Origin of the sequence: Brevibacterium sp. GP-SGM9 (genome assembly GCF_047300845.1) — a bacterium.
Lineage (GTDB): Bacteria > Actinomycetota > Actinomycetes > Actinomycetales > Brevibacteriaceae > Brevibacterium.
The window spans coordinates 1112619-1139582 of the sequence record NZ_CP178563.1 but is presented as its reverse complement, the minus strand read 5'-3'; the positions used below and the strand labels follow the sequence as shown (position 1 = coordinate 1139582).

General features: G+C 63.4%; 20 protein-coding genes and 2 rRNA genes. 8 read left to right on the top strand and 14 right to left on the bottom strand.

Annotation, left to right across the window (positions count from 1 at the left end; translation table 11 throughout):
* Positions 1–38: 38 nt before the first annotated feature.
* The 6 genes from putP to purU form a co-directional block, all read right to left on the bottom strand.
* The gene (putP, locus tag ACH82I_RS05155; RefSeq protein WP_413335961.1) at positions 39–1559 is read right to left on the bottom strand and encodes a sodium/proline symporter PutP; all 1521 of its coding nucleotides are present in this window, start codon (positions 1557–1559) and stop codon (positions 39–41) included.
* 64 nt (positions 1560–1623) lie between these two features.
* A complete protein-coding gene (locus tag ACH82I_RS05150) occupies positions 1624–2754 on the bottom strand; it encodes a hypothetical protein (RefSeq protein ID WP_413335959.1) in 1131 nt (376 codons plus the stop codon).
* Positions 2755–2756: 2 nt separating this feature from the next.
* The gene (locus ACH82I_RS05145) at positions 2757–3926 is read right to left on the bottom strand and encodes a GNAT family N-acetyltransferase (protein WP_413335957.1); all 1170 of its coding nucleotides are present in this window, start codon (positions 3924–3926) and stop codon (positions 2757–2759) included.
* Positions 3923–4345 (bottom strand): hypothetical protein, encoded by a 423-nt coding sequence (locus ACH82I_RS05140; RefSeq protein WP_413335956.1) that lies wholly within the window; start codon positions 4343–4345, stop codon positions 3923–3925. Before ACH82I_RS05140 ends, ACH82I_RS05145 begins: the two co-directional genes overlap by 4 nt.
* Positions 4332–5960 carry a phenylacetate--CoA ligase family protein gene (locus tag ACH82I_RS05135; protein WP_413335954.1) on the bottom strand — a complete coding sequence of 543 codons (1629 nt, stop codon included), beginning with the start codon at positions 5958–5960 and terminating at the stop codon, positions 4332–4334. Before ACH82I_RS05135 ends, ACH82I_RS05140 begins: the two co-directional genes overlap by 14 nt.
* Before the next feature lie 89 nt (positions 5961–6049).
* On the bottom strand, positions 6050–6928 hold the full coding sequence (gene purU, locus ACH82I_RS05130; protein WP_413335952.1) for a formyltetrahydrofolate deformylase: 879 nt from the start codon (positions 6926–6928) through the stop codon (positions 6050–6052).
* A 127-nt stretch (positions 6929–7055) separates the two neighbouring features.
* Between purU and glyA the strand changes: the two genes are divergently transcribed.
* Together glyA and ACH82I_RS05120 are read left to right on the top strand one after the other, a co-directional pair.
* The gene (gene glyA, locus ACH82I_RS05125) at positions 7056–8330 is read left to right on the top strand and encodes a serine hydroxymethyltransferase (RefSeq protein ID WP_413335950.1); all 1275 of its coding nucleotides are present in this window, start codon (positions 7056–7058) and stop codon (positions 8328–8330) included.
* Positions 8330–9217: a bifunctional methylenetetrahydrofolate dehydrogenase/methenyltetrahydrofolate cyclohydrolase gene (locus tag ACH82I_RS05120; protein WP_413335949.1), complete on the top strand. Its 888-nt coding sequence runs from the start codon at positions 8330–8332 to the stop codon at positions 9215–9217. The genes glyA and ACH82I_RS05120 overlap by 1 nt, the downstream gene beginning before the upstream one ends.
* A gap of 101 nt (positions 9218–9318) precedes the next feature.
* Here ACH82I_RS05120 and ACH82I_RS05115 read toward each other — a convergent pair whose 3' ends face one another.
* Complete coding sequence (locus ACH82I_RS05115; RefSeq protein WP_230746606.1) at positions 9319–9807, bottom strand: GNAT family N-acetyltransferase; 489 nt, start codon at positions 9805–9807, stop codon at positions 9319–9321.
* A 142-nt stretch (positions 9808–9949) separates the two neighbouring features.
* On the opposite strand from ACH82I_RS05115, the gene ACH82I_RS05110 reads away from it, so the two are divergent.
* Positions 9950–10705, top strand: a complete 756-nt coding sequence (locus ACH82I_RS05110; RefSeq protein WP_413335948.1) for an exodeoxyribonuclease III — start codon at positions 9950–9952, stop codon at positions 10703–10705.
* A 158-nt stretch (positions 10706–10863) separates the two neighbouring features.
* Here the strand turns inward: ACH82I_RS05110 and ACH82I_RS05105 are convergent, their stop codons facing one another.
* Both ACH82I_RS05105 and ACH82I_RS05100 read right to left on the bottom strand, forming a co-directional pair.
* Entirely contained in the window at positions 10864–11100 is a 237-nt protein-coding gene (locus tag ACH82I_RS05105; RefSeq protein WP_413335947.1) for a CstA-like transporter-associated (seleno)protein, read from the bottom strand.
* Positions 11097–13283, bottom strand: a complete 2187-nt coding sequence (locus ACH82I_RS05100) for a carbon starvation CstA family protein (protein ID WP_230747229.1) — start codon at positions 13281–13283, stop codon at positions 11097–11099. The genes ACH82I_RS05105 and ACH82I_RS05100 overlap by 4 nt, the downstream gene beginning before the upstream one ends.
* Before the next feature lie 299 nt (positions 13284–13582).
* Between ACH82I_RS05100 and trpS the strand changes: the two genes are divergently transcribed.
* Both trpS and ACH82I_RS05090 read left to right on the top strand, forming a co-directional pair.
* Positions 13583–14581 carry a tryptophan--tRNA ligase gene (gene trpS, locus ACH82I_RS05095; RefSeq protein ID WP_413335946.1) on the top strand — a complete coding sequence of 333 codons (999 nt, stop codon included), beginning with the start codon at positions 13583–13585 and terminating at the stop codon, positions 14579–14581.
* A gap of 87 nt (positions 14582–14668) precedes the next feature.
* Positions 14669–15718, top strand: coding sequence for an App1 family protein (locus ACH82I_RS05090; RefSeq protein ID WP_230746598.1), 1050 nt, complete (start codon positions 14669–14671; stop codon positions 15716–15718).
* 86 nt (positions 15719–15804) lie between these two features.
* On the opposite strand, the gene ACH82I_RS05085 is transcribed toward ACH82I_RS05090, so the two are convergent.
* The 5 genes from ACH82I_RS05085 to ACH82I_RS05065 all read right to left on the bottom strand — a co-directional run bounded on the left by ACH82I_RS05085 (position 15805) and on the right by ACH82I_RS05065 (position 20636).
* The gene (locus tag ACH82I_RS05085; RefSeq protein WP_413335945.1) at positions 15805–16794 is read right to left on the bottom strand and encodes an NAD(P)H-dependent flavin oxidoreductase; all 990 of its coding nucleotides are present in this window, start codon (positions 16792–16794) and stop codon (positions 15805–15807) included.
* Positions 16795–16991: 197 nt separating this feature from the next.
* On the bottom strand, positions 16992–17768 hold the full coding sequence (locus tag ACH82I_RS05080; RefSeq protein ID WP_230746593.1) for an enoyl-CoA hydratase: 777 nt from the start codon (positions 17766–17768) through the stop codon (positions 16992–16994).
* Entirely contained in the window at positions 17765–18823 is a 1059-nt protein-coding gene (locus tag ACH82I_RS05075) for an enoyl-CoA hydratase/isomerase family protein (RefSeq protein WP_413335943.1), read from the bottom strand. Before ACH82I_RS05075 ends, ACH82I_RS05080 begins: the two co-directional genes overlap by 4 nt.
* Position 18824: 1 nt before the next feature.
* Complete coding sequence (locus ACH82I_RS05070) at positions 18825–19991, bottom strand: acyl-CoA dehydrogenase family protein (protein WP_413335942.1); 1167 nt, start codon at positions 19989–19991, stop codon at positions 18825–18827.
* Between the two features lie 129 nt (positions 19992–20120).
* Positions 20121–20636, bottom strand: coding sequence for a MarR family winged helix-turn-helix transcriptional regulator (locus ACH82I_RS05065; protein WP_230746582.1), 516 nt, complete (start codon positions 20634–20636; stop codon positions 20121–20123).
* A 34-nt stretch (positions 20637–20670) separates the two neighbouring features.
* Between ACH82I_RS05065 and ACH82I_RS05060 the strand changes: the two genes are divergently transcribed.
* From ACH82I_RS05060 to ACH82I_RS05050, 3 genes are all read left to right on the top strand, one after another.
* A complete protein-coding gene (locus ACH82I_RS05060; RefSeq protein ID WP_413335940.1) occupies positions 20671–21363 on the top strand; it encodes an SOS response-associated peptidase in 693 nt (230 codons plus the stop codon).
* 497 nt (positions 21364–21860) lie between these two features.
* Positions 21861–23386: ribosomal RNA gene (locus ACH82I_RS05055) — 16S ribosomal RNA — on the top strand.
* Between the two features lie 445 nt (positions 23387–23831).
* Positions 23832–26946: ribosomal RNA gene (locus ACH82I_RS05050) — 23S ribosomal RNA — on the top strand.
* Together the 16S and 23S rRNA genes form the textbook arrangement of a ribosomal RNA operon.
* The last annotated feature ends 18 nt before the right edge of the window (positions 26947–26964 follow it).

The window sequence follows — 26964 nt, the reverse complement described above, 5'->3', positions numbered from 1 at the left end:
CGCCGCAGTGTGTCAGGGTGACAGCGGGCGGTCCGGGGTCAGCGGACCCGCGAGAGCTTCACGGACTCGTCGAACTCCGCATCGGCCTGAGCATCCGGACGGTAGGTGAACCGGCTGACGATGACGGCGACGATGAGGTTGACCGCGAAGCCGGGGATGATCTCGTAGACAGCGTCGGTGAGCGGGGTGCTCACCTGTCCCCAGACGAAGGCGACGACGGCACCCGAGAGCAGTCCGAACAGGGCGCCCCAGTTGCTCAGCCGCTTCCAGAACAGCGTGAGCAGGACGACCGGGCCGAAGGACGCGCCGAAGCCGGCCCAGGCGAAGGCCACGAGGTCGAGAATGCTGTTCGACGGTGAGATCGCCAAGAGGACGGCGATGACGGCGACGACGAGAATCCCCAGGCGACCGAGGAGGACATAGGTCTTGTCCTGCAAGGTCCTGGTCGAGCCCGTGCGCAGCGCCACGATCTTGAACAGATCCTCGATGAGCGCGGACGAGGTGACGACCAGCTGGGAGGACACCGTCGACATGATCGCAGCGAGGACGGCGGCGAGCACGAGACCGGCGATGAACGGGTGGAACAGGATCTGAGCCAGGTCGAGGAACACCGTCTCCGGGTCTGCGGGCTCCATGTCGGCATGTTCGGAGAAGTAGGAGATGCCCACGATCGCCGTGGCGATCGCACCGATAGCCGAGATGCCCATCCAGCCCACGCCGATCCGACGGGCGACTCTGGCATCGGCCGGTGAGCGCAGCGCCATGAACCGGACGATGATGTGCGGCTGACCGAAGTAGCCGAGACCCCACGCCAGTGCTGAGATGACAGCCAAGTAGGTGCCGCCGGCCCAGAAGGGTCCGCTGCCGGCCAGATTGAGCAGGCTCGGATCGATGTTCCGGACATTCGAGATGACGTTTGCGGGACCACCGGCGTTCAACACCGCGACGATCGGCACGGCGATGAGCGCTGCGAACATGAGCAGGCCCTGCGCGACATCGGTCAGCGTGGCGCCGAGGAAACCGCCGAACAGGGTGTAGACCATCGTGATCGCCGCGACGAGGAGCATCCCGGCCAGATAGTTGAGACCGAAGCTCGATTCGAAGAACTTCCCGGCCGCGACCATGCCCGAGGAGACGTAGAAGGTGAAGAAGACGAGGATGATGACTCCGCAGACGATGCGGAGCAGGCGCGTATTGTCCTTGAGGCGCTGCTCGAAGAAGCTGGGAATGGTGATCGAATCACCGGCCTGCTCCGTGAAGGCGCGCAGTCGAGGAGCGACGAACTTCCAGTTCACCCAGGCACCGACCGTGAGTCCCACGGCGATCCAGGCTTCGACGAGGCCAGAGAGGTAGATGGCTCCCGGGAGACCCATCAACAGCCATCCCGACATGTCGGAGGCCCCTGCGCTCAGAGCCGCGACACTCGGGCGCAGACCGCGGCCGGCCAGCATGTAATCGTCGAGGCTGTTCTTGGTCTTGCGATAGGCGAACCAGCCGATGGCCAGCATCCCCGCGAAGTAGAGGATGATGGCGATTGTGCGGAAGGTGGTTTCCGTCATTGTCAGTGAGTCTCCTTATTCTCGGCCCCGGCGACCCTACCTGAGATTGTGCATGGGGTGTGAATCAGCTGCGCGGCCGATCAGCGTGCCGTCGATGAGATCTCGGCACTGCGGTCATCGAACGGCCGAGTGAGAAGGCGGAGAATACCCGGGCCGGTGCCTCGAGGTGCCTCTCACACAGTCGCGCCACGACCTCCTGGGTCTCGGCGCAGTCCTTGATCTCCGAGTGCACGTCGACGCGCAGGCCGGCCCGGTCGAGCAGCAGCCAGGTCCGCAGCAGCAGGCGACCGAGCTCGATCTCGCGTCCGGTCCGGCTCGCAGTTGTGTCGTGCTCATCCGCGGAGACGGCGAGGACGACATGCTGAGGCGCCGATCCGTGGGCGCCATCGGTCGCAGCGGCCCTTACCGACAGTCGCCGGTGTCTGTCGATGAAACGCATAGGCCGCAGCGTTGCGGCGATGAGCTTTGCGAGCAGAGGTCGCAGTGCGCGCCGGCTGATTCCGGAGGCGATGCGCGCCGGGATCGGCGGCACGCGCAGGCACTCGGCGTTGAGTCCATCGACGAGATAGCGCGGATCCCGCGGGTCGAAGCGCAGCCAGTCGAGGGTCTCCTCGACAATCGGCGCAGATGAGAGCGACGAGCGGGAGGCCCGAGTCTGCAGACGCGTCCACAGAGCGTGGGGCACCTCGATCAGGTGCACCCGATGAGCGGCGATCTCGGCCTCGATCCGCTCCCGCACCTCGGCGAAGCTCGCCTCGTCGCGTGCCAGTCGTCCCCGATCGACCTGCCGGTGGCGAAGATCGGAGGTGCCGAAGTCGGTGAGTCCCGCAGCGGCGTCGACCTCACCGGCCGGTGTCGCGTCCGAGCCCATGACATCCTCGGGGTCGAGGCAGAGCCGGATCCGCAGCGTCTCACCCCGCCCGGTCACGGCGATCATCCGGGTGCGCAGTCCCACCTCGGCGGCGGCGATCGCAAACGACTCGACCCAGCACCCCATCGCCAAGTGGAGGTCCTCGGAGCGGGGATCGCCGAAGGGCAGGGTCCGACCGGGATCGACGGTGAGAATCACCTCGGCGGGGGAGTCGGCATCTCCGGCGAAGGCGAGTTCCGGCACCCAGGGTTGGGTGTTGTGAGCCGAAGGTGCACTCGCGGCAAGAGCGAAGAGCTCGCCGACGCGCTCGGGATCGAGCCTCATCGTCAGCCCTGCTCTCCGGCGTCGAGGCGGAGGTCGACGAAGCTGAGCTCGTGCAGTGCTCTGCCCCCGGAGCGTTCGAACACCGCCGCCGAGGCGGGATTGTCCTCGGCGATGAAGGTCACCCGCAGGCGCCGGTAGCCTCCGGCGACGAGAGCGGCGTTGAGGTCGCGGATGACGAGGGACAGGAGGCCTCGGCCCTGCCAGCGGGGATCGGTGCCCTGGATGATGAGCACGGCGTCGCGGAGGCGGCGCCGATCGCGGAGGAGGTCGAGCAGCGCCTTCGGTCCCAGATGCCCGCCGTGTCTTTGCAGGACAGGCAGCGGATCGGGGATGACGAGCGCGAAGCAGCGGGATGGGGCCTCCTCGTTATCATCGGCGGCGGCGACGTCGACGATGAGGTCGGGGTCCATGAGAGCGGACAGTCCCTGCATCTGCCCCTTGAGCTGGGCGGGAGAGATCTGTGTGTAGTAGGGCAAGGCGGAGAACGCGGAGTTGAGGGTGGGGAGGAGCCGACGAGCGAAGGCCCCCATGTGCCACCGGGAGACGGGACGCCGCCGCAGTCCCTTCGCCGCCCACTCTTCTGCGGCGACCGCGGTGGCGCGAGGAGCCGGGATCGCTCCGACCTCGACCTCCCAGGTGTGGGCGGGCCCCCAGGGCGCGAATCTGGCGTCGCGGAAGGCCGTAGCGTAGAACTCGGGGTTCCACACGGTGTCGAAGAAGCCGGGCTTGTCCTCACCGGAGACGAGCAGGCCGCCGGTGGCATTGGGCAGGGGAGAGACGGGCCCGAAGATGCGTCGGACTCGCAGGTCCCGGGCGCGCTTGGTGATGAAGACGATGAGTTTGTCGAGGGCTGCGCGGTCGGCCGCTTCGAGGGCGCCGAAGAAGAGCACCTGCTCATTCCCGTCGCCAGCGGGTTCGGACTCGGTGAGGCGGGCGGCCAGCTGTGGGCAGCGGTGGCAGATGGTGCGGGCGACGGGCCGTCCGGCATCGTCTTCGATCAGCCACAGTTCGACCGGCTCCGCGAACCAGCCGTGCCCGGTGTGCCAGTTCCTGATGTCGGAGGCGAAGAGCGGGACGAAGTGCTCGCTCTCGTCCCGCTGCGCCGCCAGATAGGACGAGAGTTCGATGAACGCCTCGAGTTCCCGGCGGGTGCGAACGCGTGTGGCCTTCATTCCGAGCTGAGCCTCGTGAACTCGTCGATCATGCCCAGTCGGCCGTCCTCGGCACGGAACTCGCCGTTGGTGTAGCCCCATTCCTCGGCGCTGAGGATGCGGATGAAGCCGCCTCGCGCCGGGGATGAGTTCCCCTTCCCTACCAGCCATTCCATGATCTCGACGTGTTCGGGGGTGCGTGCGAACCGCATCAGGTCATCGCGGGTCGCGAACGCCACGAACAGACCGATCCGGTCCGGGAACTCGTAGTAGCTGCGGTGCCACAGATATCCGGGGGAGCGTCGCAGCGCCTTCGCCAACCGGGGCCACCGACGCAGCTGACCCAGCATGACCACGGGATTGCGGTACCTGTTGGCACCGAGGAACACCGCCTCGGCGCGGGCCTGCGGTGGGGCCTGGGAGAAGTCATTCGATCTCATGGCTGGACTCCTTGATTCGACTCTTCTGCACGTACACGTTCTTGATCTTCGTTGTGGCCTCGGCGAATGGGCCGGTGGCGTGGTCGTGGATCTCGATGTGGATCTCTGCGGTGCTCGGATCCTCCTCCATGCTCTGCGCGAAGTCGCGGGAGACCGAGGCGAGGTGGTCGAGCACTCCGCGTCGGATGGTGCCGGCGAGTTCGGAGCGATCGGCGTCGCTGAGCTCCGGGGTCTCCTCGCGCATCTGGATGTGCACGGCCGGTCGCTGTTCGTGGGCCTCGCCTTCCAGCAGCTCGATCCGGAAGGATTCGATGAGGTGGGCCTGCGGGTTGTCGCGGTAGAGGCCGTTCTCGATGTCGAGCGGGTAGATATTCGCCCCCATATAGGAGATCGTGGAGTCCGCGCGACCGAACAGGAGCACGAACGGCAGCTTCATCCCATTGCCGGCGAATGCCTGTGAGCAGGCTCGGGCCAGTTCGGGATGGGCGCGGGTGAGCTCGACCATGCGGGGGAAGTCGATGAGCATGGCTTCGTCGCCGATGTTGTAGCGCAGCCTGGGACTCATCACCGACGCCGAGTTGATCGTGGCCACCAGCTCGCCCTCGTCGGTGGTCTCGAGGAAGGTCTCCAGGGGGTTGTACTGGAAGACCATCGGGACCCGCGATTCCTCGGGCCCGAGCACCTCGGCGCGGAAGTCGAGGTCTGTGGCCAGAGCTCGCCGGATCACCACGGAGAGATCCGATTCGCCGGCCATCCCGATCGTCAGATCGCTCGCTCCGTAACCGGAGTAGACGCGATCGAACCGCTGCTCCACGTAGTCACGCAGGCCTTCGGTCATCGCCTCGCCGCCGACGAAGCCGTTGAGGCGGTAGTCGTCCCAGACACCGGGCTCGGAGTCCATCCGGTCGACGAGGTGTTTGAGGAAAGGGGGATAGGCGCTGATGAGATAGGTGTGACCGGGTCCGAAGTGCCGCATCGTGTCGAGGATCTTCTCGAGGTCGGGTCCCGTGTTCTTGACCATGGCGACCTTCGCCATCGCCAAGCCGGTGTTGGTTCCGGTCGCCCAAGCGCCCATCGAGAAGGCGTTGATGGCGAACAGGTCCTGCTGGTCGAAGAGCATCGTGACATAGCCCGCGACGTTCTTGTGGACGGTACCCAGCTCACGCTTCGAGCGCATCCAGTTGAAGGGGGTCCCCGAGGATCCGGAGGATTCGTCGACGACCGTGCCGACCCGGTCGATCCGACCGCCCCAGCAGCGGTGCTCCTCGCTGTAGCGGCGGACGAATTCGTCCTTCGAGGTCGGGGTGTAGGACTCGAGGTCCCACCACCGGAAGGTGAACCCGGTGCGGGCCAGGTAGTCCTGATAGGCCGGGACATCGAGTGAGGCCTGCTGACAGATCATCCAGGCGTTGAGCTTCGCGAAGGGCTCGAGACCGGGGTGGTAGTGCTTGGCCGTGAACCGCCAGATCGCCGGATGCAGCCGGTAGGCGCCGTAGGCGGTGGTGAGCCCGAGGTTGGCCAGCCGGAGCACGGCCTGCCTGGCCAGATTCACAGGCCCGCGGGGGATCGGCAGGCGACGGAGAGCGGATGATTCGGGTGGCTGGTCAGTGCTCATAGCACGACAGTAACCCAGGTCATTTCATCTGTGGTGGGCAGCGGAGAAGTTGTGTCAGAATCGCACCACGATCCGCCGAGGCGCTCGGATCAGTTGAAGACGACCGTGCGGTGGCCGTCCATGAGCACGCGGCCTTCGGCATGCCAGCGCACCGCCCGGGCGAGCACCGCGGCCTCGACATCCTGCCCGCGTTGGACGAAGTCCGCGATATTGCGGTTGTGGTCGACCCGAGCCACATCCTGCTCGATGATCGGTCCCTCGTCGAGGTCGGGGGTGACGTAGTGGGCGGTCGCGCCGATGATCTTCACTCCGCGGGCATGCGCCTGATGATAGGGGCGGGCGCCCTTGAAGCTGGGCAGGAACGAGTGGTGGATGTTGATCACCCTGCCCTCCAGCCGGGCGCACAGCTCGGGGGAGAGGATCTGCATATACCGGGCGAGCACGATGAGTTCGACATCGAGGTCCTCGACGAGGCGGCTCAGCTCGGCTTCGGCGCTGTCCTTCGTCTCGGCGGTGATCGGGATGTGTTGGAACTCGTGGTCATGGAACTCCGCCAGCGGACGCAGGGTCTCATGATTGCCGGCGATGCCGACGATGTCGATGGGCAGCTGGCCCGAACTGTGCTGGAACAGCAGGGTGTTGAGGCAGTGGGCGGCCTTGGACACGAGGATGAGCGTCCGCGTTCTCTTCTCCACCGGCTGCAGACTCACGGTCATGTCGAATCGCACAGCCGCCTCGGCGAGAGCGGACTCGAGGGGGCCGGCCGCGGTGCCGATCGGATCCTCGGCGGTGCCGACCGGGTCCTCGGCGGTGAACTGCAGGCGGAGGAAGAATTGCCGGGAATCGGGAGAGGAGAACTGCTGGGACTCGGTGATATTGGCTCCGAGCCTGGCCAGCGCACCGGTCACGGCGTGGACGACTCCGGTCGCATCGGGGCAGGTGACGGACAGTATCCATTCGCGACTCATGCGCTCGATTCTATCCGCGGACACTCCCGGAGCGGCCTCCGGTTCGCTGTTAGCATGGTCAGCGGGTGTTCGCGGCAGCCGAGAGAGCTGTCCCACTCGCCACTTTGGATGCCACAGGAGTGAATGAATGACCGAAAACTCGATGCAGGCTTCGCTTGCAGACATCGATCCGCAGATCGCCGAAGTGCTCGATCTCGAACTGGGTCGCCAGCGTTCGACGCTGGAGATGATCGCCTCGGAGAACTTCGTCCCTCGGGCAGTGCTGCAGGCACAGGGCTCGGTGCTGACGAACAAGTACGCCGAGGGCTACCCCGGCAAGCGCTACTACGGCGGCTGCGAATACGTCGATGTCGCCGAGAACCTCGCCATCGAGCGCGCCAAGGACCTCTTCGGCGCCGACTACGCGAATGTGCAGCCGCATTCCGGCGCCTCGGCGAACGCCGCGGTGATGCATGCGCTCGCCCGCCAGGGCGACAAGATGCTCGGCCTCTCGCTGGCCCACGGCGGTCACCTCACCCACGGCATGAAGATCAACTTCTCCGGACGCCTCTACGATGTCGCCTCCTACGAGGTCGATCCCGACACCCACCGCATCGACATGGACAAGGTGCGTGAGCGCGCCCTCGAACATCGTCCCGAGGTCATCGTGGCCGGCTGGTCCGCCTACCCTCGGCAGCTCGACTTCGAGGCCTTCCGGTCGATCGCCGATGAGGTCGGTGCGAAGCTGTGGGTCGACATGGCCCACTTCGCCGGACTCGTCGCCGCAGATCTGCACCCGAGCCCCGTGCCGATCGCCGATGTCGTGTCCTCGACCGTGCACAAGACCATCGGCGGTCCCCGCTCCGGTTTCATCCTCGCCAAAGAGGAGTACGCGAAGAAACTCAATTCCGCTGTCTTCCCCGGTCAGCAGGGCGGCCCGCTCATGCACGTGGTCGCCGCCAAGGCCGTGGCATTCAAGCTTGCGGCGTCTGCGGAGTTCAAGGCCCGGCAGGAGCGCACCGTCGAGGGTGCCAAGATCCTCGCCGAGCGACTGCTCGCCGACGACGTGGCCCAGGCCGGAGCCAGCGTGCTCACCGGCGGCACGGATGTCCACCTCGTGCTCGTCGACCTGCGGAACTCCGCTCTCGACGGACAGCAGGCCGAGGATCTGCTCCACCAGGTCGGAATCACCGTCAACCGCAACGCCGTTCCCTTCGACCCGCGGCCGCCGATGGTCACCTCCGGTCTGCGGATCGGCACCCCGGCCCTGGCCACCCGCGGCTTCGGAGCGGCCGAGTTCACCGAGGTCGCCGATGTCATCGCCGAGGCGCTCAAGCCCGGTGCCGACGTCGACTCGCTGAGCGCGCGTGTGAAGAAGCTCAGCGACGGATTCCCCCTCTACGAAGGATTGGAGCAGTACTGATGAGTGCTCAGATCCTCGACGGCAAGGCCTGCGCGAAGGAGATCAAGGACGAGCTGACCACCGCGGTGGCCAAGCTCGCCGAAAACGGCGTCGTGCCCGGACTCGGCACGGTGCTGGTGGGGGAGGACCCCGGTTCGAAGTGGTACGTCGCCGGCAAGCACCGCGACTGCGCCGAGGTGGGCATCCACTCGATCCGCCGCGACCTGCCCGAGACCGTCACCCAGGAGGAGCTCCTGGCCGTCATCGACGAACTGAACAACGATGACGAGTGCACCGGTTACATCGTGCAGCTGCCCCTGCCCGATCACATCGTCACCGATACGATCCTCGAAGCCATCGACCCGGCCAAGGACGCCGACGGGCTGCACCCGACGAACCTCGGCCGACTCATGCTCAACGTCAGCGCCGAGATCACGACCCCGCTGCCGTGCACCCCGCGAGGGGTCATCGAGCTGATGATCCGCAACGGCATCGAACTCGCCGGCAAGCACGTCGTGGTCATCGGCCGCGGCGTCACCGTCGGCCGTTCGATCGGAGCCCTGCTGACCCGCCGCGAGTACAACGCGACGGTGACGCTGACCCACACCGGGACTCGGAACCTCGATGAGCTGCTGGCTCAGGCGGATATCATCGTCGCCGCCGCAGGGTCCGCCCGGATCGTCTCCGCCGAGGCGGTCAAGCCAGGTGCGATCGTCCTCGACGTCGGCGTCTCACGCGAGACCGACCCCGAGACCGGCAAGTCGAGAATCGTCGGCGACGTCGATCCCGGAGTCGCCGAGGTGGCGGCCTGGGTCTCACCGAACCCCGGGGGAGTGGGCCCGATGACCAGGGCGCTGCTGCTCAAGAACGTCGTCGATACGGCGGAGAGGACAGCCAGCGGGTCCTGAGGACTCCGCCCGCGCTCCCGCATTCGGCACTGCGCGAAACGACGGCGGCTCGGTCACCAAGAGTGGTGACCGAGCCGCCGTCGTTTCGCGCTCTGTGGAGGCTACTCCTCGGCCAGTTTGAGCTCGAAGAAGACCCGCGGATTGTTCTCCCCTGCATAGCCCTCGATGAGTTCACCGCTGAACCCGAGCGAGGAGTGGAAGGAGATCGCTCCGGAGGAGTCCGGCAGCGTCGTCGCCTGCACCGAAGCCACACCCAGATTGCGGGCGTGATCGATGAAGTGCTGGTAGAGGTGCCGTCCGATGCCCCGGTGGCGGAAGTCCGTCCGCGCGGCCACCAAGTGGATGTAGGCGGGCCCGTCGTGGGGAATCACTCCGAGCAGGTAACCCACGATCTCCGACCGATAGCGCGCGACCAGTCCCGAGGTGACGAACTGGCGGAACCAGTAGGCGTCGTGGTCGCCGCTGAGGTCGCGATCTCCCCAGAAGTTCTTCTGCGCACCCAGCAGGAATTCCCGCATCTCGCGGGCGTCGACTTCGTCGAGCGGGCTGATGCTCAGCTGCTCGGGATCGAATGTCTCGTCATCAGCCATTGCGCCTCCTGAATCATCTCTTCTTTCCATCACTCTATAACGCCCTGTCCCGTAAGAGTAGTGCGCTCATGCCATGATAGGACACATGATTCGGATCGCATCAGTCAACGTCAACGGAGTTCGCGCCGCGTGGAGAAAGGGGATGCCCACCTGGGTCGATGCTTCGCAACCCGACTTCATCACCCTCCAGGAGGTCCGCGCCGCCAACGACATCGCACACTCGGTTCTCGAGGACACCGGGTACGCCACGGTCAGCCACGACGCCGAGGCGAAGGGCCGGGCCGGAGTCGCTGTGATGGCCCGCACCGCCCCGGTCGAGGTCCGTGAGGGGCTGGGCTCGGACGGCTATTTCGACCGGGCCGGACGCTGGCTCGAGACCGACTACCGCCTCGGCGACGGATCGCTGCTCACGCTCGTGTCCGCCTACGTCCATTCGGGTGAGGTCGACACCCCCAAGCAGGAGGACAAGTACCGGTTCCTCGACCGGATGACCTTGCGGATGCCGGAGCTCGCGCAGCACGCCGACCACGTTCTCATCACCGGCGATCTCAATGTCTGCCACACCGAACGGGACCTCAAGAACTGGAAGGCCAACCGGAAGAAGGCCGGCTTCCTGCCCGAGGAGCGCGCTTACTTCGACGGGTTCTTCGGCGACCTCGGCTTCGTCGATGTCCATCGCAGCCTGAGCGGAGACGTCGACGGGCCCTACACCTGGTGGTCCATGCGCGGCCAAGCCTTCGACAACAATGCGGGATGGCGGATCGACTATCACATGGCGACCCCGGCGCTGGCCGGGGCGGCGGTCAAGGCCACCGTCGACAAGGCCGACAGCTGGGGCGAACGGTGGTCCGATCACGCTCCGCTGGTCATCGACTACGACCTGCCCCAGGCGAAGTGAGCGCTCGACCCAGGTGAAGCCTCCGCCTCGGCAGAACGACGAGGCAGAGGGACGCGGCGGAGCGACGCAGCAGAGAGACGAAACACAGAGACGAAGCGGCCCGCGGCGAGATTCGCCGCGGGCCGCTGTGTCAGGGGCGAACACCCTGGCTCGGTGCTTCAGCAGCATCGGGCCTTGGGGTTGCGATCCTGTTCGTCGGTGTGATCGCGCCAGAACTCCCGCTCACCCATCGCCCCCTCGCGAGTGCCGTGGCGGCGCTCATAGGATTCGATGTAGTGGAGGTAGGCGTTCTCGCCCATGATCTCCTTGAGATACCAGTGCAGCCAGGCCCCGCCTCGGCGCAGTGTCGTCCACGGGTTGCGCAGGGCCTCCTCGAGCGGATGTGCCGCACTCATGAGCGTCCCGCTGACCGATGCTCGTCCCACTGCGCCTGGACCTCACGCTCGGGCTTGCGGGCGATGAGGCCGGCGGGGGCGAAGATCTTCGTCTCGGTGAACGGCTCCTCGGTGGTCGGCAGGGAGCCCTTCCGGATGGCTTCGATCGACTTCCACACCGCCATCACGACGACCATGGCCACGAGCAGCGCGAAGACGATCGACAGGGTGCCCTGGACGAAGGTGTTGCGCACGACCGCGCTCATCGCCTCGACACCCTCGGTGTTGCCCAGGGAAGTCTCGCCGGCGGCCAGCGCGTCCTTGTAGGCGAAGTGCTGAGCCCAGTAGCCGAGCAGCGGATCCGAGGAGAAGATCTTCTGCCAGGAGGCCGTCATCGTCACCACAAGGTCCCAGACCAGTGGGATGCCCGGGATCCAGGCCCACTTGGCCAGGCCCATCTTGCACACGATCGCGAAGATCACCGCCAAGGCGATCGCTGCGAGCAGCTGATTGGAGATGCCGAACAGCGGGAACAGCGTATTGATGCCCCCGAGCGGGTCGGTCACACCCATCAGCAGGATCGAGCCCCACGCAGCGACCATGATCGCCGTCGTCAGCCAGGCACCGGGAGTCCACGAGGGATCGCGGAACCTCTTCGAGAAGTTGCCGAGGGCATCGCTGAGCATGAACCGGGCCACGCGGGTGCCGGCATCGATGGTGGTGAGGATGAACAGGGCTTCGAACATCACCGCGAAGTGGTACCAGAAGGACATCCACGCGGGTCCGCCGAACACATTGTGGAGGATGTGGGCCATGCCCATGGCCAGGGTCGGGGCACCGCCGGTGCGGGAGACGATGCTCTCCTCACCGACGTCGCGGGCGGCCTGATCGAGGATCTCCGGGCTCGTCTCGACACCGGACATGCCCAGTGTGTTGTTGATGAAGTCCGAGGCGCCCTGCACGGTCCCGCCGGTCAGCGGCTCCGCGGCATTCATTGCGAAGTACAGTCCCTTGTCGAGGCAGATCGCGGCCACGAGGGCCATGATCGCGACGAAGGACTCCATGAGCATGCCGCCGTAGCCGATGAGGCGCGCCTGGGATTCCTTCTCGATCAGCTTCGGGGTGGTCCCCGAGGAGATGAGGGCGTGGAATCCCGACAGCGCCCCGCAGGCGATGGTGATGAAGAGGAATGGGAACAGAGCTCCAGCGAAGGCCGGGCCGGCGGAGTTGAACGCGAATTCGGTCACGGCCGGCATCTGCACGCTCGGGTTGACGATGAGGATGCCGACGGCCAGCAGGACGATGGTGCCGATCTTCATGAAGGTCGAGAGGTAGTCGCGCGGGGCCAGCAGCACCCAGACAGGAAGCACGGCGGCGAGGAAGCCGTAGATCATCAGGCACCAGGCCAAGGTGACCTTGTCGAGGTGGAAGAACTCCGACCAGACGGGGGAGTTGTGGACCCAGCCGCCGGCGATGATCGCCAGGACCAGGAGCACGATGCCGATGACCGAGGTCTCAATGACCTTGCCCGGGCGCAGGTAGCGCATGTAGATGCCCATGAAGACGGCGATCGGAATGGTCATCGCGATCGAGAAGACACCCCAGGGGCTCTCGGCCAAGGCGTTGATGATGACGACGCCGAGGACTGCGATGAGGATGACCATGATGAGGATGATGCCGAGCGAGGCGATGATGCCGCCGGTGCGGCCCAGCTCGTCGCGGGTCATCTGTCCGAGGGAGCGGCCGTTGCGCCGCATCGAGAAGAACAGGACCATGTAGTCCTGCACTCCGCCGGCGACGATCACGCCGAGGATGATCCACAGGGTACCCGGCAGGTAGCCCATCTGGGCGGCGAGGATCGGTCCGACGAGCGGACCGGCACCGGAGATGGCGGCGAAGTGGTGGCCGAAGAGCACCCTGCGGTCGGTCGGGGCGAAGTCGCGGCCGTTGTCGTTGAGCTCCGCCGGCGTGGCCCGCTTCGGGTCGGGCCGGCAGATCTTCCATTCGATGAATTTGGCGTAGAAGCGGAAGCCGATGAGATAGCTGCCGACGGCGGCGGCGACGAACCAGCTCGCCGACATCTCCTCACCGCGGACGAACGCGACCATCGTCCAGCCGGCGGCCGCGATCAGCGCGATGACCACCCACAGGACGATCTTCGCCGGTGTCCAGCGGGGTCGTTCGACCACGGCGACCGGCGGCATCCCCTCTTCGGTCTTGACGTATTCAACCGACAAGATTTCCTCCTCGTTGAGCGCGATGCCAGTGCATCGTCGGGTTGTTCCATGTTCACGGGAGACCGTCTGCCCACGTCACTTGACCGAAACGTGTGAGGAACCTCGGTGAATCATGTGATCTGCATCGTCACTATACCGTTTGCCGGCGGTGGGAACATGATGCCGGTCACCCCCGCATCTCACCTTGTCCCAATCGTTAGCTGAGCCGCGATGCCTGCGATGGGGCGGGGGCCGGGCGATCCGCACCGAGGTGGCATCATAGAGTCATGACGATCTCCTCTCAGCCGCGCACAGTTTCAGGCATTCAGGCCACCTCCGACTCCCTCCATCTGGGCAACTACATCGGAGCCCTGCAGCAGTTCGTGGCACATCAGGAATCACACGACGCGTTCTTCTTCATCGCGAACATGCATGCGATCACCGTCGAACAGGATCCGCAGGACCTGCGCGAGCGCACCCTGCGCACCGCGGCCCAGTTCATCGCCGCCGGCCTCGACCCCGAGAAGTCGACGATCTTCGTCCAGTCGCAGGTGCCCGCGCACCCGCAGCTGTCCTGGGTCCTCGAGTGCACCACCTCGATGGGTGAGGCGAGCCGGATGACGCAGTTCAAGGACAAGTCGGCCAAACAGGAGCACGTCTCGCTCGGCCTGCTCACCTATCCGGCGCTGATGGCCGCCGACATCCTCCTCTACAACCCGCAGCTCGTGCCCGTCGGCGAGGACCAGCGTCAGCACCTCGAACTCACCCGCAACCTCGCCGAGCGCTTCAACTACCGCTTCGGGCAGACTTTCGTCGTCCCCGAGGCGCAGATCCTCAAGGCCACGGCGAAGATCTACGACCTGCAGAATCCTGGGGCGAAGATGTCGAAGTCGCAGCCCAGCCCGCAGGGCCGTATCGACCTCCTCGACGAGCCGAAGGCGCTGACGAAGAAGATCAAGTCCGCGGTGACCGATGACGGCACCCAGATCGCCTTCGACCCCGAGGCCAAGCCCGGGGTCTCGAACCTGCTCACGATCTACTCCTCCCTGACCGGCCGTCCCATCGAGGACATCGTGGCCGAGTACGAGGGCAAGATGTACGGTCACCTCAAGGTCGACCTCGCCGAGGTGGCCGTCGAAGCCCTGACCCCGGTGCGCGAACGCACCGCGGAGCTGCTGGAGGATCGCGCCCAGCTGCAGTCCATCCTCGATGCGGGGGCGGCGAAGGCCTCGGAGATCGCCGAGGCGACCCTGCGCGATGTCTATGACAAGGTCGGCTTCATCTGATTCCCCAGCCGAATCACGCTCGACCGCCGGTCGGGCATCAGCCCTGATACAGTCCGTATGGCGTCAGACGAGTGTGGAGGACGAACCGTGGCGAAGAAGAAACCCGATGAGGGACCGCTCAATCTCACCCCGGACATGCTGCACACCGCGGCCAGGGTGGAGGACCGGTTCAACGGCTGGATCCAGAACCGGGCGACCGATCACAGCTATCAGCGCACGGTCATCGCCTACGACACCTACGGCGGCACCGGCTGGGTGCGGGTGCTCGGACGTCTGGTGCTCACCCCCAGCGGCCAGCCCGCAGCGGACATCCATGCGAGCATCCGCGGCTGGAAGTCCTTCGTCAGCGTTCCGCTGCCCAATGACACCGCCTGGGTGCGGGTCAATGATGAAGAGCACATGGTCACCTCGGACCGCGGCGGCATCATCGACACGGTCATTCCCGGTGACTTCCAGCCGGGGGAGACGGAGATCGAACTCTGGACCGACGGGTCCCTGGTCGATTCCGCGGCGGTGCGCATCATCGGCGAGGACTCGACCTTCGGCATCATCTCCGACATCGATGACACGGTCATGGTGACCTCGCTGCCCAGGCCGTTCCTCGCCGCCTGGAACACCTTCGTGCTCAGCGAGCATGCGCGTTCGCCGGTGGCCGGGATGGCGGTCCTCTACGATCGCATCACCTACCTGCGGCCGGACACGCCGATGATCTACCTGTCGACGGGTGCGTGGAACTCCGCGCTAACCATCAAGCGCTTCCTCTCCCGCAATCTCTATCCGATGGGGCCCCTGCTGCTCACCGACTGGGGACCGACGACCACACGGGTCTTCCGGTCCGGCAAGGAGCACAAGCGCAACACCCTCGAGCGGCTGTCGCGGGAGTTCCCGTGGATGAAGTGGCTGCTCATCGGCGATGACGGGCAGAAGGACGAGGAGGTCTACGGCGAGTTCGTCGAGAACCATCCGGACAACGTCGCCGCCGTCGCGATTCGGCAGCTGACCGTCGGCGAGGCCGTCTGGGCCGGTGGTCGGTCGAAGCGCCACGGCCGTGGGCAGGGAGTGCCGTGGATTTATGCCCCGGACGGCGCCGGCCTGTCCTCCCGGCTGACCGAACGGGGCATCATCTCCACGATCTGAGCCCAGATCGCCCTGATCTGAGTCCGGCTCTTGCTGATCTGAGCCCGGGTCTTGCTGACCTGAGCCCAGGTCATCCTGATCTGAACTCAGCCGATGTGGGCGGCGGTGCCCACTCGGGCGGCGAGATCGCGCTGGGCGGCCTGGAATTCCTCGACGAGGCGCTCGACGAGTTCGGCGGTCGTCCGCTGCGCATCGAGCACGCCGATGCCCTGACCCGAACCCCAGATGTCCTTCCACGCCTTGGAATCGGACTTGTCGCGGGTGCTGAAGTCCATCTTCGTCGGATCGGCATCGGGCAGGTTGTCCGGATCCAGCCCCGAGGCGGTGATAGATCCGCGCAGATAGTTGCCCTTGACGCCGGTGAAGTAGTTCGAGTAGACGACGTCCTCGGCACCGGAGTCGACGATCATCTGCCTGTAGTCCTCGGTGATGTTCGCTTCGGCAGTGGAGAGGAACGCGGAGCCGACGTAGGCGCAGTCGGCACCGGCGGCGATGGAGGCGAGGATCGAGCGGCCGTGCGCGATGGCGCCCGAGAGGAGCAGCGGACCGTCGAACCAGGACCGGATCTCCTGGACGAGCGCGAAGGGGGAGAGCGCGCCCGCATGCCCGCCGGCGCCTGCCGCCACGGCGATGACGCCGTCGGCGCCCTTCTCGACCGCCTTGTGGGCGAAGCGGTTGTTGATGACGTCGTGAAGGACGATGCCGCCGTAGGAGTGCACCGCCTGGTTGACCTCTTCGCGTGCTCCCAGCGAGGTGATGACGATGGGCACCTGGTGGCGGACCACCTCGGTGAGGTCCTCCTCGAGGCGGTTGTTCGACCGGTGGACGATGAGGTTGGCGGCGAAGGGCGCTGCCGGTCGGTCGGGATGGGCCGCCGTGTGAGCGGCGTTGGATTCGCTGATCTCATCGAGCCAGTCGCCGAGCATGGATGCAGGACGAGCATTGAGCGTGGGGAACGAGCCGATGACGCCTGCCTGACACTGGGCCTTGACCAGCTCAGGACCCGAAGCGATGAACATCGGGGAGCCGAGGACGGGCAGTCGCAGCTGAGGGAGCAGGTTCGCGAAAGAATTCATTGTGTCTCCTTTGGGTGATGAACGATTCCACTCTAACTGAACGATTGTTAAATGTCGGGTCGCGGGCGAAAACGCCGATGGCGCGAACGAGTGTGGTCTCGTTCGCGCCATCGGCTGGTTCCGGCTGGTTCCGGCTCGCTCCGGCTCTCTGCCCGTGTCGGCGGGAGGCAGCCGCTCCCTCCCGCACGGGGAGCCGATCAGGAATCCGTGAAGTTCGGATCCCGCTTCTCGACGAATGCGGCCATGCCCTCGGACTGGTCGGCAGTGGCGAGGGAGGAGTGGAAGAGGCGGCGTTCGTAGCGCAGTCCCTGCTCGAGGGTCGTCTCGAAGGCCGTATTCACGGCTTCCTTGACCATCGCCGAGGCGATCCTCGACTTCGCGGCGATGGTCTGCGCAATCTCCTTGGCCGTCGCCAGAAGCTCGTCCGGTTCGACGACGCGAGCGACGAGACCCGAACGTTCGGCCTCCTCGGCGTCCATCATCCGCCCGGTCAGACACAGGTCCATCGACTTGGCCTTGCCGATCGCCCGGGTCAGCCGCTGAGATCCGCCCATCCCCGGCAGGACGCCGAGGTTGATCTCGGGCTGACCGAACTTCGCCTTCGTCGAGGCGATGAGGATATCGCCCATCATCGCCAGCTCACAGCCGCCGCCGAGGGCGAAGCCGTTGACCGCCGTGATGACCGGCTTGCGGACGTCGGTCAGGCGCGTCCACCCGGCGAACCAGTCGGCCTTGAAGGCGGTGGAGAAGTCGAGGGAGGACATCTCCTTGATGTCGGCGCCCGCAGCGAACGCCTTCCCGGTTCCGGTGATGATGATCGCCTTGATCTCGTCGTCGGCGTCGAAGGCGGCGGCGGCATCGGTGATGTCCGTGAGCACCTGCATGTTCAGGGCGTTGAGTGCGTCCGGACGGTTGATCGTGATGGTTGCGACGCCCTGCTCGACGTCGGTGAGGATGGTGTCGAATTCGCTCATGAGAAAACCTTGTCTTCGCGGTCGATGGTGAGGATGTCCTGGACGGTTTCGTCGCTGACTTCGGCCAGGGTAGCCGGAGTCCACTGCGGATTGCGGTCCTTGTCGATGACCTGAGCGCGAATGCCCTCCTTGAGGTCCGGGCGCAGGGTCAGCGCCACGGCCACCCGGTAGTCCTGTTCGAGGACTTCGGCCAGGGTCATGCCCGCGGCCTTGCGGATGGCGGCCAAGGTCACCTTCACCGAGGTGGGTGCCTTGGTGCCGATGAGCTCGGCGGCGGCGCGCGCCTCGGGACTCTCGTGCGCGGCCAGGGCCGCGACGATGTCTTCGGCCGAATCGTGGCGGTAGCATTCGTCGATCCAGGCAGATGCCTCGGCGAGTTCGTTCGCCGGTGCCTGCTCCGCATATCGGTCGATGACGGTTTCGACATCGCCGCCGGCGCTCAGCTCTGCGATGAGCTCGGCCACCTCGGTGTCGGGCACGTAGTAGTCGGCGAGGCCCAGGGCCAGGGCCGCTCCGGGGCCGACGGGCTGTCCGGTCAGTGCAAGATGGGTGCCGAACTCGCCGGGGGCGTTGGCCAGCAGGTAGGTGCCGCCGACGTCGGGGAACAGGCCGATGCCGGTCTCGGGCATGCCGACCTTCGTCGAGTCGGTGACGATGCGATGTGAGCCGTGTCCGGAGATGCCCACGCCGCCGCCCATCGTGATGCCGTTCATGATGACGACGTAGGGCTTGGGGTATTCGGAGATGGTGTGGTTCATCTTGTATTCGCGGTTCCAGAACCGCGCGTTCTCATTCGTGCCCGCCACGATGTCGTTGTAGACGGCTTTGATGTCGCCGCCGGCGCACAGCCCGCGCTCTCCGCGGCCGGTGACGAGCACGGCCCTGATCGAGTCGTCCTCGCGCCAGGAGCCGAGGGCGTCGTCGATGGCGCCCACCATGTCCAGGCCCAGCGCATTGATCAGCTTCGGCTTGTTCAGTTCGATCCGTCCCACGCCATCGGCGGTCGAGGTGATCACGGATGGTTCCGTCGGCGGCGCCGCGGTGTCTGTCGTCATATCAGCCCACTCCTGTGCTCTTGCGCGAGATGATCACGCGCATGATTTCGTTGGTGCCTTCCAGAATCTGGTGGACGCGCAGGTCGCGCACCAGCTTCTCAATTCCATACTCTGTCAGATAGCCGTAGCCGCCGTGCAACTGGAGTGCCCGATTGGCCACGTCGAAGCCGGTGTCGGTGGCGGTGAGCTTGGCCATGGCCGAGAGCAGCGAGGTGTTCGGGTCGCCGGCGTCATAGGCGTTCGCGGCCCTCCAGAGCAGCGACCGGGCAGCTTCGAGCTTCGCCTGCATGTCGGCGACCTCGAAGCGCAGGGCTTGGAAGCCGGAGAGTTCGGAGCCGAATGCCTGTCGTTCGCCCATATAGTCGATGGCCTTCTCCAGCGCGCCCTGTCCGCCGCCGAGGGAGCAGGCGCCGATGTTGAGGCGTCCGCCGTCGAGCCCGGACATCGCGATCTTGAAGCCCTGCCCCGGTTCGCCGAGGAGGTTCTCCTTCGGCACGCGGACGTTCTCCATGATGACCTGCCGGGTCGGCTGAGCGCGCCAGCCCATCTTCTGTTCGTTCGGGCCGAAGCTCAGGCCTTCCATGCCCTTCTCGAGGATGAATGCGGAGATCCCGCGGGAGCCCTCCTGGCCGGTGCGGGCCATGACGAGGTAGGTCTCCGAGGTGCCGGCGCCGGAGATGAACTGCTTGACGCCGTTGAGCACATAGTGATCGCCGTCCTCGCGGGCGGAGGTCCGCAGTGCCGCGGCATCGGACCCGGCGTTGGGTTCGGTGAGGCAGTAGCTGCCGAGGTGGTCCATTCCGGCCAGCGGGACGAGGTATTTCTCCTTCTGCTCCGCATTGCCGTACTTGTCGATCATCCAGGCGACCATGTTGTGGATGGAGATGTATGCGGCCACCGAGGGGCAGGCGGTCGACATCGCCTCGAAGACGAGAGCCGCATCCATGCGACCCATGCCGGTGCCGCCGGATTCCTCGCTGACGTAGATGCCGCCCATGCCGAGTTCCGCCGAGCGTTTGATGACATCGACGGGGAAGTGATGCTCGGCATCCCACTCCAGGGCATGGGGAGCGATCTCGGAATCGGCGAATTCGCGCACCATGCCGGAGATGGTCTGTTGTTCTTCGGTCAGACCGAATGGCAGGGCAGCGGCCGTGCTGCGGGACATGGTTCCTCCAGGAATGGAATCGGACGCGTATGTGGTGACAGGCACCACGATACGGAGAAAATACTAGGACGTCCAACTAATTTCGCCGAGGCGGTGCCGCGCGGCCGAACGGAGTCGGCATCGGTCGGTTCAGGCGCTGCCCTCGAGCTCGGTCCGCAGCGACTCGAGATGGGGGAGGAGCCCGCCGAGGTCGGTGCGGGCGAAGACTGAGGAGGTGAAGACCTGCTCATTGAGGGCGGTGGTCGCGCGGGCGGCGAGTTCGCGGCCCGCGTCGGTGAGATCGACGAGTGTGGTGCGGCGGTCGTCCGGGTGGCTGCGCCGTTCGACCAGTCCCGCCTTCTCGAGGCGATCGACGGAATTGGTCGTCGAGGTGGCATGGACCTGCAGGCGCGCGGAGATCTTCGACATCGGCAGCGTGCCTGACTTCGTGAAGGACAGGAGGGTGAGCACCTCGTAGCGGGAGAATGTCAGCGCGAAGGGCTTGAGCGCGGAGTCGACCCGTGCCAGAAACAGCTGGTGGACCCGCATCACCGAGATGACCGTATTCATGCCCTCAGCCGCATCGTCCCATCCATGGGCGAGCCACTGACGTCGTGACTCTTCGATCGGGTCGATTCTGTTCGCTGCTGTCTTTTCCGCCGCCATTGTCGACAGTGTAGTGAAGTGAGAAGATGATCGCATGTGCGGCCGACTCAATATGTCCCTCGACCCTGCGGATCTCGCCGATGAGCTTCGCCTGGACGTGGTGTCATACGACTACACTCCCCGCTACAACGTCCCGCCTGGGTCCTTCGTTCCGATCGTCGTCGAGCGACTCGATGAGGACGGGCAGCTGAACCGTCGCTTGGAGACCGCCTCCTGGGGTCTGGTGCCCGCATGGGCGAAAGACACGAAGATCGGCTTCAAGGCCTTCAACGCTCGCTCCGAGACGGTGTTGGAGAAGCCTATGTTCCGGCAGGCGATCAAACGACGTCGCTGCGCCCTGCCGATTCCCGGCTATTACGAATGGGAGGTCACCGACGACGGGAAGCAGCCGTGGATGATGACCTCCGCCGGCGACGACCCTCTCTTCATGGCGGGCCTGTTCGAGTTCTGGAAGCAGCCGGACCAGTCCTGGCTGGTGTCGACGACCATCATGACCATGGAGTCGGCGGGGCACCTGCAGGATGTGCACCACCGGATGCCGGTCTTCCTCTCCCGTGCGCACATCGACGAGTGGATCGATCCCGCGACTGTCAGCAGTGAGGTTCCCGCCCTGCTCGACTCGGTCCTGGGGCAGGTGGATCCCGCCGGGGTGGATCGTCACAAGGTGGGCAAGGAGATCGGAAACGTCCGCAACGATCGGCCCGAACTCGCCCGCCCCGTGGCCTGATCGGAGAGGCTTTCGTCCGTCTCCGAAGATGAATTCGAGGCCATGTTGCACGCTCCCTCAGAAGTGTGTAATGTGTACCAGGTTGCCAGGCCGCAAGGACAGGCAACAGCCACTCTGATCAGTGACTGATCCGGTAACGCGAAGATGAACTTCGAGTTGCACAGGGCAGAACAACGATGTAGAGTGAACATCCGCTGGTACGGCGGGCCGCAAGGCAGAAAGTACACAACCGATACCCCCAGTGAACGGGCCGCCTTGGTGTGGTTCGGTGATGGGTGTGTGTTTGTGGTTTGAGAATCCAATAGCGTGTTTGTTTGAACAATTAGTGATGCCAGATAATTATTTTCTGGTAAGACAACCACATGATCAAACATTTGGTGCCGACCCTTCGCCGGGTGGGTGCCGTTGTGGTGTTTGGTTGTGTTTTTTTTGGGTCAACCTTCTCACCCCGTGAGGGGTTGGCTGTCTTGCTGGGATTCTTACGTAACATAAAGTTTTTTATGGAGAGTTTGATCCTGGCTCAGGACGAACGCTGGCTGCGTGCTTAACACATGCAAGTCGAACGCTGAAGCCTACAGCTTGCTGTGGGTGGATGAGTGGCGAACGGGTGAGTAACACGTGAGTAACCTGCCCCCGATTTCGGGATAAGCCCGGGAAACTGGGTCTAATACCGGATATGACCAGAGGACGCATGTTCTCTGGTGGAAAGTTTTTCGATCGGGGATGGGCTCGCGGCCTATCAGCTTGTTGGTGGGGTAATGGCCTACCAAGGCGACGACGGGTAGCCGGCCTGAGAGGGCGACCGGCCACACTGGGACTGAGACACGGCCCAGACTCCTACGGGAGGCAGCAGTGGGGAATATTGCACAATGGGGGAAACCCTGATGCAGCGACGCAGCGTGCGGGATGACGGCCTTCGGGTTGTAAACCGCTTTCAGCAGGGAAGAAGCGAAAGTGACGGTACCTGCAGAAGAAGTACCGGCTAACTACGTGCCAGCAGCCGCGGTAATACGTAGGGTACGAGCGTTGTCCGGAATTATTGGGCGTAAAGAGCTCGTAGGTGGTTGGTCACGTCTGCTGTGGAAACGCAACGCTTAACGTTGCGCGGGCAGTGGGTACGGGCTGACTAGAGTGCAGTAGGGGAGTCTGGAATTCCTGGTGTAGCGGTGAAATGCGCAGATATCAGGAGGAACACCGGTGGCGAAGGCGGGACTCTGGGCTGTAACTGACACTGAGGAGCGAAAGCATGGGGAGCGAACAGGATTAGATACCCTGGTAGTCCATGCCGTAAACGTTGGGCACTAGGTGTGGGGGACATTCCACGTTCTCCGCGCCGTAGCTAACGCATTAAGTGCCCCGCCTGGGGAGTACGGTCGCAAGGCTAAAACTCAAAGGAATTGACGGGGGCCCGCACAAGCGGCGGAGCATGCGGATTAATTCGATGCAACGCGAAGAACCTTACCAAGGCTTGACATACACCGGACCGGGCTGGAAACAGTCTTTCCCTTTTTGGGCTGGTGTACAGGTGGTGCATGGTTGTCGTCAGCTCGTGTCGTGAGATGTTGGGTTAAGTCCCGCAACGAGCGCAACCCTCGTTCTATGTTGCCAGCACGTGATGGTGGGAACTCATAGGAGACTGCCGGGGTCAACTCGGAGGAAGGTGGGGATGACGTCAAATCATCATGCCCTTTATGTCTTGGGCTTCACGCATGCTACAATGGCTGGTACAGAGAGAGGCGAACCCGTGAGGGTAAGCGAATCCCTTAAAGCCAGTCTCAGTTCGGATCGTAGTCTGCAATTCGACTACGTGAAGTCGGAGTCGCTAGTAATCGCAGATCAGCAACGCTGCGGTGAATACGTTCCCGGGCCTTGTACACACCGCCCGTCAAGTCACGAAAGTCGGTAACACCCGAAGCCGGTGGCCCAACCCTTGTGGAGGGGGCCGTCTAAGGTGGGACTGGTGATTGGGACTAAGTCGTAACAAGGTAGCCGTACCGGAAGGTGCGGCTGGATCACCTCCTTTCTAAGGAGCACACATTAAGATCCTCATGCCACGACCCGTACGTGGTCGTCATGAGAGCTCAAGGGTGGAACATCATCTAATTGGCTCGTCCACACAGCGTCGCCTGGGGTTTGTGCCTCGGGTGGCGGTGAGCGTGGGCGAATATGAACTGACACGTTATTGGGTCCTGGAATCACAAGCTCCCGCACACTGTGTGTGGGTGTGGTTTCAACCAACAGGACCAACCCGAACCAGCAGGTGCCACGTGTTGTGGCAGGTGTTGGGGTGGTGTTTGGTAGTGGTTTGAGAATCGTATAGTGGACGCGAGCATCAACAGGCCCGCAGCAATCCCCTCTTTGTGGGGGAGTGTGTGTGGGGTTGTTTATGTAATGTGATTTTCTTGTGATCATCTTAGAGTGATTGAAAAATATTTTCGCGCATACACGAAACCAGCCCGTGTGGGGTGGGATGAGTGTATAAGAGCGCATGGTGGATGCCTTGGCATCAGGAGCCGATGAAGGACGTGGAAATCTGCGATAAGCCTCGGGGAGCCGATAAACGGGCGTTGATCCGAGGGTGTCCGAATGGGGAAACCCCGCCACCTGTGAGGGTGGTGACCCGCATCTGAATATATAGGGTGTGTGGAGGGAACGCGGGGAAGTGAAACATCTCAGTACCCGTAGGAAGAGAAAATAACAATGATTCCGGGAGTAGTGGCGAGCGAAACTGGATGAGCCTAAACCTGATCAGTGTCAAGCGTGCTGGTGTTGCTGGTTGGGTGTTGTGGGGTGTGCGTGTTCGGTCCAGCATGACCGGGACGTTGATGTGTGATGCGTGTAGTCGAACCTGGTGGGAAACAGGACCGGAGTGGGTGAGAGTCCCGTAGGCGAAACATGTGTCCCCGACGTTGTGTACATACCCGAGTAGCACGGAACTCGTGGAATTTCGTGTGAATCTGCCAGGACCACCTGGTAAGGCTAAATACTTCCTGATGACCGATAGCGGAATAGTACCGTGAGGGAATGGTGAAAAGTACCCCGGGAGGGGAGTGAAAGAGTACCTGAAACCATGTGCTTACAATCCGTCAGAGCCTCCTTTGTTGGGGTGATGGCGTGCCTTTTGAAGAATGAGCCTGCGAGTTAGCGGTGCGTGGCGAGGTTAACCCGTGTGGGGTAGCCGTAGCGAAAGCGAGTCCGAATAGGGCGAATCTAGTCGCGTGTCCTAGACCCGAAGCGGAGTGATCTAGCCATGGGCAGGGTGAAGCAGCAGTAAGATGTTGTGGAGGCCCGCACCCACTTCAGTTGAAAATGGAGGGGATGACCTGTGGTTAGGGGTGAAAGGCCAATCAAACTCTGTGATAGCTGGTTCTCCCCGAAATGCATTTAGGTGCAGCGTTGCGTGGTTCTTGCCGGAGGTAGAGCTACTGGATGGCTGATGGGCCCCACCGGGTTACTGACGTCAACTAAACTCCGAATGCCGGTAAGGTTCAGCGTGGCAGTGAGACAGTGGGGGATAAGCTTCATTGTCGAGAGGGAAACAGCCCAGACCATCAACTAAGGCCCCTAAGCGTGTGCTGAGTGGGAAAGGATGTTCAGTTGCGAAGACAACCAGGAGGTTGGCTTAGAAGCAGCCACCCTTGAAAGAGTGCGTAATAGCTCACTGGTCAAGTGATTGAGCGCCGATAATGTAGCGGGGCTAAGTACACCGCCGAAGTTGTGGCAGCATCCCAGATAGCCGTAATGGTGGGGTGTTGGGTAGGGGAGCGTCGAGTCGCCGGTGAAGCTGCAGTGTGAACTAGTGGTGGAGGCGGCTCGAGTGAGAATGCAGGCATGAGTAGCGAAAGACGGGTGAGAAACCCGTCCACCGGATGACCAAGGGTTCCAGGGCTAGGCTAATCCGCCCTGGGTAAGTCGGGACCTAAGGCGAGGCCGACAGGCGTAGTCGATGGACAACCAGTTGATATTCTGGTACCGACACACAACCGACAGTACCAAAACACATGATACTAACCCCCAGACTCGCCCTTTTCGACTTCGGTTGAGTTGGGATGAGCGAGGGGGGACCTGAGTGTGGAGTCGGTAAGCGTGAGGTGTGACGCAGAAAGGTAGCCAGGCCGTGCGATGGTAGTCACGGTCTAAGGTTGTAGCACGTGGGGGTAGGCAAATCCGTCCCCACACATAGTGTGAGAGCTGATGGGCGCCCCACTTGGTGGGGTGATCTGGTGATCCTCTGCTGCCGAGAAAAGCATCGACGTGAGGGTGTGTGTTGCCCGTACCCTATAACCGACACAGGTGGTCGAGTAGAGAATACTAAGGTGATCGAGAGAATCGTGGTTAAGGAACTCGGCAAAATGCCCCCGTAACTTCGGGAGAAGGGGGGCCATCCCGGTGAACCCAACTTGCTTGGGGATGTGCTGGTGGTGGTCGCAGAGGCCAGAGAGAAGCGACTGTTTATTAAAAACACAGGTCCGTGCGAAGATGTAAGTCGATGTATACGGACTGACGCCTGCCCGGTGCTGGAAGGTTAAGAGGACCTGTTAACCCCTTTCGGGGGGTGAAGCGGAGAATTTAAGCCCCAGTAAACGGCGGTGGTAACTATAACCATCCTAAGGTAGCGAAATTCCTTGTCGGGTAAGTTCCGACCTGCACGAATGGCGTAACGACTTCTCTGCTGTCTCAACCACGAACTCGGCGAAATTGCATTACGAGTAAAGATGCTCGTTACGCGCAGCAGGACGGAAAGACCCCGAGACCTTCACTATAGTTTGGTATTGGGCTTCGGTGTGGTTTGTGTAGGATAGGTGGGAGACTATGAAGCTGGATCGCTAGATCTGGTGGAGTCATTCGTGAAATACCACTCTGACCATTCTGGATTCCTTAACTTCGGACCCTGATCGGGTTCAGGGACAGTGCCTGATGGGTAGTTTAACTGGGGCGGTTGCCTCCTAAAGAGTAACGGAGGCGCCCAAAGGTTCCCTCAGCCTGGTTGGCAATCAGGTGTCGAGTGTAAGTGCACAAGGGAGCTTGACTGTGAGACGGACGTGTCGAGCAGGAGCGAAAGCTGGGACTAGTGACCCGGCCATGGCTTGTGGAAGCGTGGTCGCTCAACGGATAAAAGGTACCTCGGGGATAACAGGCTGATCTTGCCCAAGAGTCCATATCGACGGCATGGTTTGGCACCTCGATGTCGGCTCGTCGCATCCTGGGGCTGTAGTCGGTCCCAAGGGTTGGGCTGTTCGCCCATTAAAGCGGTACGCGAGCTGGGTTTAGAACGTCGTGAGACAGTTCGGTCCCTATCCGCTGCGTGCGTAGGAAATTTGTGGAGGTCTGTCCTTAGTACGAGAGGACCGGGACGGACGAACCTCTGGTGTGCCAGTTGTTCTGCCAAGGGCATGGCTGGTTGGCTACGTTCGGGATGGATAACCGCTGAAAGCATCTAAGCGGGAAGCCTGCTCCGAGATGAGATTTCCAACCCACTTTGTGGGGGGAGGTGTCCTATAGATGATGGGGTTGATAGGCCGGGTATGGAAGCACTGTGAGGTGTGGAGTTGACTGGTACTAATACACCGATCACTCATCAACCTTTTGGGTTGGTGTGTG